This is a genomic window from Enterococcus sp. BSD2780061688st2 D3, from assembly GCF_005844145.1.
Taxonomy (GTDB): Bacteria; Bacillota; Bacilli; order Lactobacillales; family Enterococcaceae; genus Enterococcus_B; species Enterococcus_B durans.
This window is the reverse complement of sequence record NZ_SPHN01000015.1, coordinates 14,858-29,194: the sequence shown is the minus strand read 5'-3', so window position 1 is coordinate 29,194 and position 14,337 is coordinate 14,858. Positions and strand designations below refer to the sequence as shown.

Genomic DNA, 14,337 nt, shown 5'->3' with positions numbered 1-14,337 from the left:
TATTTTTTATAGATAAATAACACTTAACCTGATGTACTAGATCACTCCATGCTACGAACTTTTTATATTTGAACAACATTACTAGAGAATCAGATATTTTCAGCTATGTACAAAACCAACTAGATTTATCGGTTTCGATTGTAGTTGTACTTTTATAGTATCGCCTAAAGAATCATTTTCTTTCAGTACTGTGACTGACAAACTAAAAAAGGAGGGGATTTTATCCCCTCCTCCTATGATGCTTGATCACGCATTATTTTTTCTTTTTAGACGCTTTTTCACGAACATTTTTGTTCAAGATTTGTTTTCTTAAACGAATGCTTTCTGGTGTTACTTCACAATATTCATCATCATTCAAGAATTCTAATGATTCTTCTAATGTTAATTGTTTTGGTTTTTTGATGACAGATGTTTGGTCTTTCGTAGCAGAACGTACGTTAGTCATTTGTTTTGCTTTTGTAATGTTGACAGTCAAGTCATTTTCACGGCTGTTTTCGCCAATGATCATTCCTTCGTATACTTCTGTACCTGGTTCAACAAAGACTGTTCCACGTTCTTCAATACTCATGATGGAATAAGTTGTTGCTTTCCCTGCATCGATCGAAACAAGAGCACCTTGGTGGCGTCCACCGATTTGTCCTGGTAACATTGGTAAATATTGATCGAAGGTATGGTTCATGATTCCATATCCGCGTGTCATAGAAAGGAATTCAGTAGAATAACCGATCAAGCCACGTGCTGGTGTTAGGAATGTCAAACGGATCTGACCATTTCCAGTATGGATCATGTCTTGCATTTCGCCTTTACGTAGGCTCAATGATTCGATTACACTACCCATGTATTCTTCTGGAGTATCGATTTGAACACGTTCAAATGGTTCGCATTTTACACCATCGATGATTTTTTCGATAACTTCTGGACGTGATACTTGTAATTCATAGCCTTCACGACGCATATTTTCGATCAAGATCGATAAATGTAGTTCCCCACGACCAGAAACAGTCCAAGCATCTGGAGAGTTTGTTGGTTCAACACGTAGTGAAACGTCTGTTTGAAGTTCAGCCATCAAGCGTTCTTCAATTTTACGTGCAGTGACGAATTTACCTTCGCGCCCAGCAAATGGTGAATTATTTACTAAGAATGTCATTTGTAAAGTTGGTTCATCAATGTGTAAGATCGGTAATGCTTCTTGGTGATCTACAGGTGTAACTGTTTCACCGACGAAGATATCTTCCATACCTGATACTGCAATCAAATCTCCAGCTTTTGCTTCTTGGATTTCTAAACGTTTTAGACCGAAGAAACCGAACAATTTCGTTACACGGAATTTTTTAACTGAACCGTCAAGTTTGATCAAGGCTACTTGATCCCCTACTTTGATGGTTCCTCTGAAAACACGGCCGATCCCGATACGTCCAACATAGTCATTGTAATCTAACAATGATACTTGGAATTGTAAAGGTTCGTCGCTGTTATCTACTGGAGCAGGGATCTTTTCAACGATCGTATCGAAAACTGGTGCCATCGTTGGTTCTTGGTCAGTAGGATCATCAGACAAGCTTGAAGTTCCATTCAATGCTGAAGCGTAAATAACTGGGAAATCTAATTGATCATCATCAGCACCCAATTCGATGAATAATTCTAGTACTTCATCAACAACAAACTCTGGGCGTGCAGATGGTTTGTCGATCTTATTTACAACGACGATCGGTGTAATATGTTGTTCTAATGCTTTTTTCAATACGAAACGTGTTTGTGGCATCGTTCCTTCATAAGCATCAACAACTAGAACAACGCCGTCTACCATTTTCATGATACGTTCAACTTCGCCACCGAAGTCCGCGTGTCCAGGAGTATCCATGATATTGATACGGTAGTTTTTATAATCAACCGCTGTATTTTTCGCTAAAATAGTAATTCCACGTTCTTTTTCCAAAGCATTTGAATCCATCGCACGTTCTTGTAATTGTGTGTGTGCGTCTAATGTATCGGATTGTTTCAATAATTCATCAACCAATGTTGTTTTTCCGTGATCGACGTGAGCGATGATCGCTACGTTACGGATATCGTTTCTATAGTTCAATGTAACTAACTCCTTCTCGGTTCTTTATGACAGTGCAATTTTACTCGACTGTTTATTATAGCAAATTTTTTTCATGAAATATAGTAAAATGTTTTCATTTTTTCGAGAAAATTAATATTCTCGCCATTTTCCTCTTAAACTTACGGTTTTTTTATGATTTTGAGGATTGTGAATCGTTTATCAATCGTCGCATTTCTTCATAAGCCTTCTCTGTCCCAGCGAGATAATATTCACGTCCTGCGAATTTTAATTTATCACCTAGTATGCCACTGTACTTCATTCCGAACTCTTCTAGTAAGATATTCCCCGCTACATAGTCCCAAGGGCTTAGATTAGAGATATAGCCAATATGATGCCCTTTTAGCATCGCAATCAATTCTAGACCAGCACATCCATAAAGGCGGGCTCCCATACTTTTTTCTGCAATCGTTCGAACATTGAATCTGTTATGACTAAACAAATAACCATTTACTCCTAATAATCCTTGCGATAATCCACTGTTGGGCGGCTTTGGCAATGCTTCTTCGTTTTTATACACTCCTATTCCATTACCACCCCAGTAAAGTTCTTCTTTGACGACATCGTAAATAAACCCTAACTGACCTTTACCATCTTCGTAGACTCCTAACATAATACAAAAGTTCTCACGTTCTACGACAAAATTAAGTGTGCCATCGATTGGATCAATCACGAAAAGCTGTCCTGTAAAATCGTTTACCTTACTGTATCCATCTTCTTCTGCAAGGATTTTGGCTTCTGGATTGAATCTGTGGATTTTGTCGATCAAGAAAGCTTGGATTTCACGATCCATATTAGTGACGAGATCATTTCGACTAGTCTTTTGATCAATCGTCAACTTTTTATTTTCAGCATTTTTTATTTTTTCTCCTGCTTCATAAAGCCACTCTTTGATCACACTGATTCGTTTTTCCATGTCTTCACCCGTTTATCTTCAAGATTTTTTTCGTATTCTTTTTTGCTTCCTGAACCGTTCGATATAAGGAATAGCCAGAAGCCTTCTCAAATTCTCTGCCTAGTCGTTTTTCTTCACCGATCGATTTGATCACTGTTTTAAAGTTTTGATAGGTTTTTAGAAACTGATCGTTCGCGATTCCTTTTTCATTTGCAGTTTCTAAGTCCTCCCACATTTTCATGACGATCACCATTTCTTCGGTCGTCCAATCAAGGTCTAATGGATATTGATACTCTTGCATCGCTCATTCTCCTATTCATCATAATCAAAATCAGTGTATCATAGAAAAGAATAAGCAACCAACTATTTTTACTTTTTTAGTTTACATAATATAATTATGTAACATGAAATTAAACCTCCATATTCACTATCCCGTCATCCTTTGAGCGTGGGACAAAAAGTATGAAACATTTTTGTCTCATTCTTTAAAAACGAATAAACGGTGGGAGCAGAAGCAACTCCTTCTTAAATAAGCCGAAATTCACAAAAATTTGAAAAGCAATTTTCGTAATTTCTTCTTATTTCTTGGAGTTAAACACTTCTGTCCCCGCCTCATTCCAATCACGGCAAAAAATCAGGCAATTTAAGTCATTACCTGATTTCACTCATTTTTTGTTCGCCTCTTGATGGATTTTCTTCGCTTATCAATATGTTTTTATTAGGGAGAAGTTGTTGCTCACTTGTAACTAAAGAACAACCACTACTTATCTATCATTGCCCTGTCTCGCCGGTTTTGTATAAAAATTGATCAGATTGATAGGCTTATCTCTACGTAGATTTTTAAGACAAGCTTCAAGCGCACGTGCGGCAAAACGCACATTGTCTCTTCTTCTTTCAAAGTTCTTCGTTTCTTCAATAAGACGGTTGAAACTTGGCGAAACAATTTCAGCGATGCAATATCCATTTCGATGATAGGCATTGAAGATTGTAGTTTCCGCTTCATCTCGACAGGCAAGATATAGTTTTTTTACTGCTTCTTTTCGCTGTTCTTCATATTCTGGCAAGAGTAATGGAGCACGTAGAATGTTTTCTCCTTTTCGTTCAACCATTTCTAATAACGAAGGAACAGACAACCGGAACTTATCAAAAATGATTTCTTCAACTTTAGCGTAAACTTCAGGTTCTTTTACAAAGAGATCCGATAAATGACGAAAGAAATTTTCCTCACTTCGAACAAATATCTGCCGTATCTTATCACTTTGAGGATGATTTCTAAGATCTCTAGTTATTGGTGCTACATAAACCTCTTCAGGATTTTTTTCTGGGTTATTCACTTGCTCCACTCCTTTTTTATTCAAGCAATCTATGATTGAAAGCAAAAAACCACGGTTCTCCACTCTTTCTTACGTTCTAAAGATTTACTCGCTAAGAGAATCTTAACAAATAACCAGATAGACAGATGTCCCATTTTTTCATATTTGAGAATTAACGTACATACAAAAAGCCAAGTACCTAACTCAATGGAATTAGGTACTTGGCTCGTATTGATAATCAATTATCACTCAATGATAGAGAGAGTTCTCTTTGATCTTTAAATATGGATCGGTAATCCTAATGCTAATTCTGATGCATCCATTGTGATTTCTCCAAGGGATGGATGTGGATGGATAGTTAAAGCGATATCTTCCGCATTCATTCCTGATTCAATGGCTAAAGCTAATTCTGACACCATATCGCTGGCACCAACACCACCGATTTGTGCGCCAATGACCACATTATCGTCATTTGTTGTGACTAAACGAATAAAGCCTTCAGTTTTCGCAAGTGACAAGGCACGACCATTTCCAGAAAATGGGAATTTATAAGCAGTCGCTTCTAGCCCAGCTTCTTTTGCTTCTTTGATCGTCATTCCGACAGAAGCTAATTCAGGATCCGTAAATGCAACTGCCGGCATTGCTTTATAGTCGACAGCTACCTTTTTGCCTGAGATAGCTTCAGCTGCAATTTTCGCTTCATAACTTGCTTTATGGGCTAATGCTGCACCGGGTACGATATCGCCGATCGCATATATATTCGGCACATTCGTACGCCCTTGTTTATCCACTTTAATCAATCCGCGTTCGCCAACTTCAACACCAGCTTGTTCTAAGCCCATGTCATCAGTATTTGGACGGCGACCAACTGTTACCATGACATAATCAGCCGTCACAGTTTCTTCTTTCCCGTCAACAGCGTATTTGATTGTTACGCTGTCGCCATTATCCACTGCTTCTTTTGCCATGGCATTGGTTACGACGGTTACTCCTTTTTTCTTAAAGTCGTCTTCCACTAGTTTCACCAAATCTTTTTCATAAGTTGGTAAGATTTGTGGCGAACCTTCAAGAATCGTTACTTCGGCTCCAAGATTTGCATACGCACCACCGAGTTCCGCACCGATGACACCGCCACCGATGATCACAAACTTCTTAGGTACTTCTTTCAATGCTAGACCGCCAGTTGAATCAAGTACACGCCCGCCAAATTTGAATCCTGGAATTTCGATAGGGCGTGAACCAGTAGCAATGATTGCATTGTTAAATGAATACGTTTGTGCTGAATCTGGATGGATCACACGCAATGTATGATCATCCACGAAGAAAGCTTCTCCTTCAATCGTTTCTACTTTGTGTTTTTTTAGTAAGAATCCAACACCGGAAGTAAGTGTTTTAACTACCTTGTTTTCTTTCCAATCTTGTGTTTTCTCAAAATCAAGAGTAACATTTTCGCTTGTTACACCAAAAATAGTGGAATCAAGTGATTCTTGATAATGATGTCCTGCAGCAATCAATGCTTTTGAAGGAATACAGCCGACATTCAAACAAACGCCACCGATATATTCTCTTTCGATGATTGCAACTTTTTGACCCATTTCAGCAGCGCGAATGGCTGCTACATAGCCGCCAGGTCCCGCACCGATTACAACTGTATCTAATTCTACAGCAAAATCTCCAACTACCATTTGTTTATCATCCTTCCATCATTAATAGCTCTGGATCAGCTAAAAGACGTTTGATATTGTTCATTGCTTGTTGTGCTGTCGCACCATCAACGATCCGGTGATCGAAACTTAGAGAAAGTTTCATTACTCGACCTACGACGATTTCACCTTCACCATTCACGATCGGTTGTTGTGCAATTGTACCGACACCTAAGATCGCTACTTCTGGGTAGTTGATTACTGGAGTAAACCAGCCGCCACCAACTGAACCGATATTACTGATGGTGATTGTTCCATTACGCATATCATCAGCAGATAGTTTTCCATCGTGAGCTAATTTTGCTTTTTCGTTGATTTCGTCAGCGATGGCAAACATTCCTTTACGGTCTGCATCTTTCACGTTTGGCACGTATAACCCATGATCCGTATCTGTAGCGATACCGATATTATAGTAATTTTTATACACGATTTCTTGTTTTGCATCATCAATCGAAGCATTCAAGATAGGGAATTTTTTCACTGTAGCTGTCAATGCTTTCACCACGTATGGCAAGAAAGTAAGTTTTGTTCCATTGGCTGCTGCAACTTCCTTGAATCGTTTGCGGTTATCCCACAATTTAGAAACTTCAACTTCATCATGTAACGTCACATGAGGCGCTGTTTGTTTACTGTTGACCATGGCTTTCGCAATAGCTTTACGTGTAGGAGTCAATGCTACGCGTTCTTCTAGATCACCTAGATTTGACTTGAATGCTTGAGCTGGTTTCGCTGGTTTTGTTTCAGCTTTTTCAGCAGGAGCAGTTTCTTTTGCAGGTGCTGCTTCTTCTGCTTTTGCAGGATCTCCACCACCAGAAATGAATTTTTCAATATCTTCTTTTGTCACACGTCCACCTTTTCCTGTAGCCGTCACTTGAGAGATGTCAACATCTTTTTCACGAGCGAATTGACGAACAGATGGCATCGCCAACACACGTTTATCTGGATCTGAAGCTTCGACAACAGCGGCTGATCCCGATGTTTCGACTTTTTCAGAAGCAGGTGCAGCTGGTTTTGCACTTGATGGAGCAGTGTTATGACCAGGGGCATCGATTTCAACTAATACATCCCCTACATTTGCCACTGTGCCTTCTGGTACAATAACATTTTTGACTGTCCCTGTTACTGGAGAAGGAATTTCTTCAACTGATTTATCATTTTGTACTTCTAATAAAGTATCGTCTTCATTGATCGTATCTCCTGCTTTAACAAACCATTTGACGATTTCACCTTCTGCGATACCTTCACCGATATCAGGCAACTTGAATTCAAACACGCCACCGTCTGTCCCTTGTGTTTCAGTGTCAGCAGCCGGTTCAGCTGCAGGCTGTTCTGGTGTTTGTTCTTTGGCTGCTACACCCGCATCGCCACCGCTTTCCTCGTTACCTTCGTGTCCAGGAGCATCGATTTCTACCAATACATCCCCTACATTTGCTACTGTGCCTTCTGGTACAATAACATTTTTGACTGTCCCCGTTACTGGAGAAGGAATTTCTTCAACTGATTTATCATTTTGTACTTCTAATAAAGTATCGTCTTCATTGATCGTATCTCCTGCTTTAACAAACCATTTGACGATTTCACCTTCTGCGATACCTTCACCGATATCAGGTAATTTAAATTGATATGCCATGATTTAATTACGTCCCCTCTTCTTAGAATTCTGCGATTTCTTTCACTTTTGCTTCAATATCAGCAGCATTAGGTAACCAGATATTTTCTGCTTGTCCAAAAGGAAAGACAGTGTCTGGTGCTGCAACACGGCCGATTGGTGCCTCTAAAGAAAGGATCGCGCGTTCTGAGATTTCAGAAATCACTTGTGCACTTACGCCAGCTTGTCTTTGTGCTTCTTGCACAACTACAACACGACCAGTTTTTTCAACAGATTGAATGATCGTGTCCACATCCAATGGTGCTACCGTACGTAGATCGATGATTTCTACTGAAATATCTTCTTTTGCAAGATTGTCTGCTGCTTTGATTGCTTCACGAACCATTGCACCATATGTGATGATCGAAACATCGGAACCTTCACGTGTGACAGCAGCTTTATCCAAAGGTACTTCATACGCTTCATCTGGCACTTCCTCGCGGAACGAACGGTATAGTTTCATATGTTCCAAGTAGACGACTGGGTCATTACTACGGATAGCTGAAATCAATAGTCCTTTTGCATCGTACGGATTTGATGGGATGACTACGCGAATCCCTGGTGACTGAGCAATCAATCCTTCTAAATTATCCGAGTGAAGTTCTGGTGTATGGACACCTCCGCCGAATGGTGAACGGATCGTGATCGGTAAGTTTCTCGTTCCGCCCATGCGGTATCTTGTACGTGCCATTTGTGCAACGACTTCATCCATTGCTTCAAAAATAAATCCGAAAAACTGGATTTCTGGTACCGGACGGAATCCTTCAAGAGCTAATCCAAATCCAAGTCCAGCGATTCCTGATTCCGCTAAAGGAGTGTCAAAAACGCGTTCTTCGCCAAATTTTTCTTGCAATCCTTCTGTTGCACGGAATACCCCACCGTTTTTACCGACATCTTCACCAAAAACGACAACATTTTCGTCATTTTCTAGTTCCAACGCTAAGGCATCTGTGATTGCTTGAATCATTGTTTTTTGTGCCATGATTATTTCGACTCCTTCGCTTCATAGATTGCAATTTGTTCTTTGATTGTTTGAGGAGAAACTTCAAACATATTTTTCAAGAAATCTGATACTTTTTGTTTTGGCATTTTATCAGCTTCTGCAATTGCTGCTTTGATTTCTTCTTTTGTTTGTTCAATGACTTGTTCTTCTTTTTCTTCTGACCATAATCCTTTTTCAGTCAAATAATTACGGAAACGGATCAATGGATCTTTTTTCTGCCACTCGTCATCCGTATCTTTCGTACGGTAACGTGTTGGATCATCTCCAGATAATGTATGTGGTCCGTAACGGTAAGTTAACGTTTCGATCAACACAGGGCCATTACCACTTACTGCCCAATCGCGTGCCATCTTAGATACAGTGTAAACTGCTAATGGGTCCATACCATCAACTTGGATACCTGGAATACCAGCAGCAACAGCTTTTTGTGCTAATGTTTTAGCAGCTGTTTGCTTTTCACGAGGTGTTGAGATAGCGAAACCATTATTTTGAATGTAGAATACTGCGTTGGCATGGTAAGCACCAGCGAAGTTGATTGCTTCATAGAAATCTCCTTGTGAAGAACCGCCATCACCTGTGTAAGTGAACACTACATTTTTCTTATTACGTTTCTTTAAGCCAAGTGCTACACCAGCCGCTTGAACATATTGTGCGCCAATGATGATTTGTGGTGGTAGAGCTTTCAATTCTTCTGGATAAAAGTTTCCTGCCGCATGTCCGCGTGACCACAAGAATGCTTGTGATAAAGGTAAACCATGTTTAACCAATTGAGGGACATCACGATAACCTGGGAGCAATACATCCTCTTTATCAAATGCAAATGAACTTGCAAGCTGACTTGCTTCTTGTCCTGCTGTTGGAGCGAAAAATCCTAAACGTCCTTGACGATTCAAAGCGGTTGACCGTTGATCTAAAACACGAGACCAAACCATATTCGTCATCAATTCAACTAATTGTTCATCTGATAAATCAGGAACAAGGTTTTCATTTACTACTTTACCATCTTGGTCTAGTGCTTGGTATACTGGAAAATCTGAATTGACTTCTTCTAATAATGCAGTGAAGTCGATAGGTGCTTTCTTGTTTGCCATTATCACACATTCCTCTCTCATCTATAAGAAAATCTCTTCTTTCTGCGATTGAAACAGCGATATAATCTGTATCACTATTTAACCGTCTTCATTTATAAATTATCACGTATCATTAAGAAACACAAGCTTAAAGCCCAAATTTTCACGATTTAAAAAAATTACAGATATCCGCTTTATTACAACATTAGTGAAGTCAATCACAATCAAGAAAGCGGTTTACATTTTTTCGCCATTATCCCTTGTTTTTTTTACCTTCACTATACTAGCTGTTACTATAAACAAAGCTTATTGTTATACCTTTTTCACGAATCAAGCAAAAGCCTCTAAAGATATTAGTGATAAAATAAACAAACACTTATATTCTAATTTACTCCTATATGTGCATTTTTTTCAACTAAAAAGCAACAGTCAGGTTTTTTCCAAACTGTTGCACTATTTATTCCTTCATTTAGTTCATGCTTGCAACCAACCTGCCAATTCTTCCATTCGTTTGGCAAAAACAATCATTCGATCTTGGTCAAGTCTGCTGAAATTGATCCTTATCCCATTCGTCTCCCGACCAAATAACCAACTAGGGGCTACGCCCAACCCTTTTGCCACCGCTTCACTTGCAATTTCTGCCGTCATTTTCTTTCCTTCCCATGTTACCCAGGCATAATATCCACCTTTGATTGGCCAGACATTGAAAAAGTTCTGCTTCTGTGCCCATTTCTGCAACAACAAACTTTTTTCCTGCAATTGGTTACGTACAAGCGCTAGTTTCGCATCATAACTTTCTTCGAAAACTGCAGTGGCAGCAATTTGTGTAAAGATACTCATGGAGAATTCCATCATTTGTTGTGCTTTGGCTAATTTGAAGATCAACGTTTGGGGGCCGATTATCCAACCGATTTTTGTCGTCTTCCCAAGTAGTCTAGATAAAGAACCAACATATAGAACATTTTCAGGATCGAGTGAATGGATAGAAACAGGGCTTTTTTCAACTTCCTGAAACGAAAGATCACTAAAAACATCATCTTCAACAATCGGGACCTGATACTTCCTACACAGTACGACTAGATCATTTCGCCGTTTTTGCGACATGACTTTCCCGGTAGGATTTTGGAAATTAGGGTTGACTAGTACAGCTTTGATTTTATTTTTTTGGATGGACTTTTCTAAAATAGCCAAATCTATCCCCTCATCATCCATCGGAATACCAAATAGCCGAGTCCCTGTTGCTCTAAACAAAGCCAAACGATAGAAAAAGGAAGGTGATTCGACTGCTACTGCATCTCCATTGGAGAGAAGTGTTTGTAAAATCAAAAAAATAGCTTGTTGCCCTCCCACCGTCACTAATAACTGTGTGCGGGAAAAATCAAATTGAAACTCGTCACTTAGATATCCTTCAATTTTTTCTACTAACGGAAGATAACCTAGATCCGTCATTTTTTGCTCTTCAGTGATCATTTCTGCCATCGTATGTGCCGGAAATTGTACATCAGGCAATAGTTTATTCGGCATTTCACTGGAGAAAAGATCCAGAAAATCTGGTTGTTTTTTTGCTTCCTTGATCCGTTCTTCATACCAGTCATCTACTTGCTCATAGCGCTGAGAAAAAAGTTCACGCCAATTGATTCGTGGAACAGAAAACTTCCCCCATTCCGTTTGATTGACATAGCGTCCGCTTCCCTGTCGACTAGTAAGAACTCCCAGATCCCGTAATTCATCCAACGCACGTACCACTGTTGTCCGATTCGTCCTAAAAGCAGCCGCCAATTTCCTCTCAGAAAGCAATCTTTCCCCAGGAGCTAGATTGCCATTTTCGATATTTTTCATTATCTGATCCATCATTTGCCGATAGATTGGTCCCTTCGTTTTATCTATTTCTTTCCACATATTTTTTCTCCAGTTTTTTTCTTTATTTTAACGGATTTCCCGTAGAAAGAAACAGAAAATAAAAAATAAGAGCACGACAAAAGGAAAAGTCACCTTTGTCGCACCCTCTAAATCGGAGCTAACCACTGCTTTGTGTCAATAACATAAGATTCTTAGGAATTTGAAAAACAACTCCTCTGAATTTTTTCTTATTTATTGAAGACCACTTTCTGCTATTTCCGTTTTTATTTCATTGATCTTCTTTAGATCGTATCTCCGTTGAAAATCGAATTTTTCACGATTACATAATCTACTTTTCGAATAGCTTCAAGGTCTCTTCCACCTGCGTAGGAGATCGAAGACTGTAGATCTTGTTGCATTTCAATCAGCGTATCTTTTAATGATCCTTTATGTTGGATCCAAATTTTCTTACCTTCGACATTTTTCTTTTCACCTTTTTGGAACTCTGATGCAGAACCGAAATATTCTTTATATACGACACCATTCTCCACTTTAGTTTCTCCAGGTGATTCTTCATGTCCTGCAAAAAGCGAGCCAATCATTACCATCGTTGCACCAAAGCGAACTGATTTCGCAATATCACCATGCGTACGAATACCACCATCTGCAATAATCGGTTTTCTTGCTGCTTTTGCGCACCATCTAAGAGCCGCCAGTTGCCAACCACCAGTACCAAAGCCTGTTTTAATCTTAGTGATACATACTTTCCCAGGTCCAATGCCGACTTTCGTGGCATCAGCACCGGCATTCTCTAATTCACGGACTGCTTCTGGCGTACCAACATTTCCAGCAATCACAAAAGTTTCTGGCAAATGCGCTTTGATATGTTGGATCATTTCAATGACAGAATTTGAATGACCATGTGCAATATCGATCGTGATATAGTCTGGTGCTAATCCTTGTTTGGCTAACTCTTCTACAAAAGAATATTCTTCCTTTTTCACCCCGACACTGATCGAACTAATCAATTGGCGTTCCTTCATTTTTTTGACAAATGGGATTCTTGCCGCTTCATCAAAACGGTGCATGATATAGAAATAGCCATTTTCTGCTAGAAATTCTGCAATCGAGTCATCGATGATCGTCTGCATGTTCGCCGGCACTACAGGCATCTTGAATGTGTGTTTTCCTAGAGTAACGGTCGTATCACACTCTGAACGGCTATTCACGATACATTTATTAGGAATTAGTTGGATATCTTCGTAATCAAATACTTTCATTGACATGATCCTCCTGATGTTCGAATACGGTAAAACACGAACATTATTTACTTTCAAAGCACTTATTTTTAGCGCCCTATGTAATTTAACCTAATTGAAATAAAAAATCAAGAGAAAAAGCAAACAAAAAAAACAGAATCAGCATTTTCCCACAGATTTTGTTTTTTTGCCCATTGTTCGTTTTTAAGGGTATTTATGTAGTTGATTATAAAAATGAGCGACCCGTGCTCTTAAAGCGTCGAGCTCCTATCAGGTTGGTCAACTTTTTTAGCCGTTTCCCGATTTCTTTTTATATAGGACTCATTCGTGCTGTTAGCGACTGCTTGATTGATGACGACACCAAGTCGCCGAGAGTTGATCGACTGATTACTTTGAGCACGTTCTATCACCGGATGATTAAGAGTTCCTCGCTCTATTTTTGGCGCTTGCGTATTCTCGACAACTTCTTTTTCTTTATCGACTTTCGCTAAAAGCTTGCCCATTTTTTTTAATGCTTTAGCTATTCTCTCTCGACTGCTTCGATTCGTATAAACATCATAAAATTCAAGGATTTGGGGAGATTGATACTTTTTAAGCGCCAATTGAAGATTTCCAGCAAACGAATCCTGTGTGTAGTTGACTTTTTTGAGTGTTTGACTAGCATTGATATACTTTATTTTATTCTCTGTATTCAAAGATGTATGATGTACCAACGCTATTCTTGTTTGATGAAGCTTAGTTCTTACTTGATCCAGAGCCACAAATTGATCGATGTATGTAACAAAACACTCGCTTTGCTTGACACACAAATTCTGATACTCCAATGCTTCAAGCTCACTGATCGTTTTGCCAATGTTTTCACAGCTGTTGAGAATTTTTGCGTTAATTTCATCTAACTCCTTTTTACTTATTTCAATCACTTTTATTTGTTCTTTCACTTCTTTATTCAATCGAGCTTTTTGCGTATGTAGGACTCTTCGGCTAAGGGAATTGTTTTTGGTATATGTACCTGGATATAGTTTATTTTTCATTGGATGTACAGGTATAACTGTATTTAGGTGAACATCATCATAAGTGGTATTCAAACGCTCGATATACTTTTTCAACGGAGGAGGATAGTATATTCCTTCAGCATTCTCTAATTTCCATGTAGCCCACCCTTCTTCATAGTTCAGTCTTTTGAATGTATGGCTACCCTGATAATAGGAATATTTTTTGGCGTAATCGATATCTTTTTCAATTTGTTTCACCCTGCGTAATCTCGGCAAATGATCATCTATCTTTTTCCTATATTGGTTCAACAAATCAACGACCTGACTATCTACGTATTTTTGCTCTAAAGTTGTTCTATCTTTGCTATTCCCATAATTAACGTGGACCACGATCGCTTTTTGTAGTTGATCAAGTTCATGAGTTTCTTTCCTAACATTGGAAAGTTCCCTCACAAAAAGCTTGTTCAATGCTTTTTTCTCTGCTTTCAACAGTTCTTTATGTGTCGCCATGTTC

Annotated in this window: 11 protein-coding genes; all 11 read right to left on the bottom strand. The window is 39.0% G+C overall.

The genetic code is table 11. The features are described from left to right. Nucleotides 1–253: 253 nt before the first annotated feature. The 11 genes from typA to FGQ66_RS11555 all read right to left on the bottom strand — a co-directional run bounded on the left by typA (nucleotide 254) and on the right by FGQ66_RS11555 (nucleotide 14,333). Complete coding sequence (gene typA, locus FGQ66_RS11605; RefSeq protein WP_138302478.1) at nucleotides 254–2,083, bottom strand: translational GTPase TypA; 1,830 nt, start codon at nucleotides 2,081–2,083, stop codon at nucleotides 254–256. Nucleotides 2,084–2,234: 151 nt separating this feature from the next. Continuing rightward, nucleotides 2,235–3,017, bottom strand: a complete 783-nt coding sequence (locus tag FGQ66_RS11600; RefSeq protein WP_138302477.1) for an inositol monophosphatase family protein — start codon at nucleotides 3,015–3,017, stop codon at nucleotides 2,235–2,237. A gap of 4 nt (nucleotides 3,018–3,021) precedes the next feature. Next, nucleotides 3,022–3,297, bottom strand: coding sequence for a UPF0223 family protein (locus FGQ66_RS11595; RefSeq protein WP_104661575.1), 276 nt, complete (start codon nucleotides 3,295–3,297; stop codon nucleotides 3,022–3,024). A 463-nt stretch (nucleotides 3,298–3,760) separates the two neighbouring features. Next, nucleotides 3,761–4,330, bottom strand: coding sequence for a hypothetical protein (locus FGQ66_RS11590; RefSeq protein ID WP_138302476.1), 570 nt, complete (start codon nucleotides 4,328–4,330; stop codon nucleotides 3,761–3,763). A gap of 257 nt (nucleotides 4,331–4,587) precedes the next feature. Continuing rightward, nucleotides 4,588–5,994, bottom strand: coding sequence for a dihydrolipoyl dehydrogenase (gene lpdA / locus FGQ66_RS11585; protein WP_138302475.1), 1,407 nt, complete (start codon nucleotides 5,992–5,994; stop codon nucleotides 4,588–4,590). Between the two features lie 7 nt (nucleotides 5,995–6,001). Further along, nucleotides 6,002–7,642, bottom strand: a complete 1,641-nt coding sequence (locus FGQ66_RS11580; RefSeq protein ID WP_138302474.1) for a dihydrolipoyllysine-residue acetyltransferase — start codon at nucleotides 7,640–7,642, stop codon at nucleotides 6,002–6,004. Between the two features lie 22 nt (nucleotides 7,643–7,664). Continuing rightward, nucleotides 7,665–8,642 (bottom strand): alpha-ketoacid dehydrogenase subunit beta, encoded by a 978-nt coding sequence (locus FGQ66_RS11575; RefSeq protein ID WP_104660269.1) that lies wholly within the window; start codon nucleotides 8,640–8,642, stop codon nucleotides 7,665–7,667. A gap of 2 nt (nucleotides 8,643–8,644) precedes the next feature. Further along, nucleotides 8,645–9,754, bottom strand: coding sequence for a pyruvate dehydrogenase (acetyl-transferring) E1 component subunit alpha (pdhA, locus tag FGQ66_RS11570; RefSeq protein WP_005876485.1), 1,110 nt, complete (start codon nucleotides 9,752–9,754; stop codon nucleotides 8,645–8,647). Between the two features lie 453 nt (nucleotides 9,755–10,207). Then, entirely contained in the window at nucleotides 10,208–11,632 is a 1,425-nt protein-coding gene (locus FGQ66_RS11565) for an aminotransferase-like domain-containing protein (RefSeq protein WP_138302473.1), read from the bottom strand. 242 nt (nucleotides 11,633–11,874) lie between these two features. After that, nucleotides 11,875–12,852, bottom strand: a complete 978-nt coding sequence (gene guaC / locus FGQ66_RS11560) for a GMP reductase (protein ID WP_005876481.1) — start codon at nucleotides 12,850–12,852, stop codon at nucleotides 11,875–11,877. Nucleotides 12,853–13,082: 230 nt separating this feature from the next. Further along, a complete protein-coding gene (locus FGQ66_RS11555; RefSeq protein ID WP_138302472.1) occupies nucleotides 13,083–14,333 on the bottom strand; it encodes a hypothetical protein in 1,251 nt (416 codons plus the stop codon). Nucleotides 14,334–14,337: the final 4 nt, after the last annotated feature.

Bases quoted from the DNA above. Each gene is read 5' to 3' on its own strand.
- FGQ66_RS11600 (WP_138302477.1), bottom strand. From the start codon at position 3,017: ATGGAAAAACGAATCAGTGTGATCAAAGAGTGGCTTTATGAAGCAGGA.
- FGQ66_RS11595 (WP_104661575.1), bottom strand. From the start codon at position 3,297: ATGCAAGAGTATCAATATCCATTAGACCTTGATTGGACGACCGAAGAA.
- lpdA (WP_138302475.1), bottom strand. From the start codon at position 5,994: ATGGTAGTTGGAGATTTTGCTGTAGAATTAGATACAGTTGTAATCGGT.
- FGQ66_RS11580 (WP_138302474.1), bottom strand. From the start codon at position 7,642: ATGGCATATCAATTTAAATTACCTGATATCGGTGAAGGTATCGCAGAA.
- FGQ66_RS11575 (WP_104660269.1), bottom strand. From the start codon at position 8,642: ATGGCACAAAAAACAATGATTCAAGCAATCACAGATGCCTTAGCGTTG.
- pdhA (WP_005876485.1), bottom strand. From the start codon at position 9,754: ATGGCAAACAAGAAAGCACCTATCGACTTCACTGCATTATTAGAAGAA.
- FGQ66_RS11565 (WP_138302473.1), bottom strand. From the start codon at position 11,632: ATGTGGAAAGAAATAGATAAAACGAAGGGACCAATCTATCGGCAAATG.
- guaC (WP_005876481.1), bottom strand. From the start codon at position 12,852: ATGAAAGTATTTGATTACGAAGATATCCAACTAATTCCTAATAAATGT.
- FGQ66_RS11555 (WP_138302472.1), bottom strand. From the start codon at position 14,333: ATGGCGACACATAAAGAACTGTTGAAAGCAGAGAAAAAAGCATTGAAC.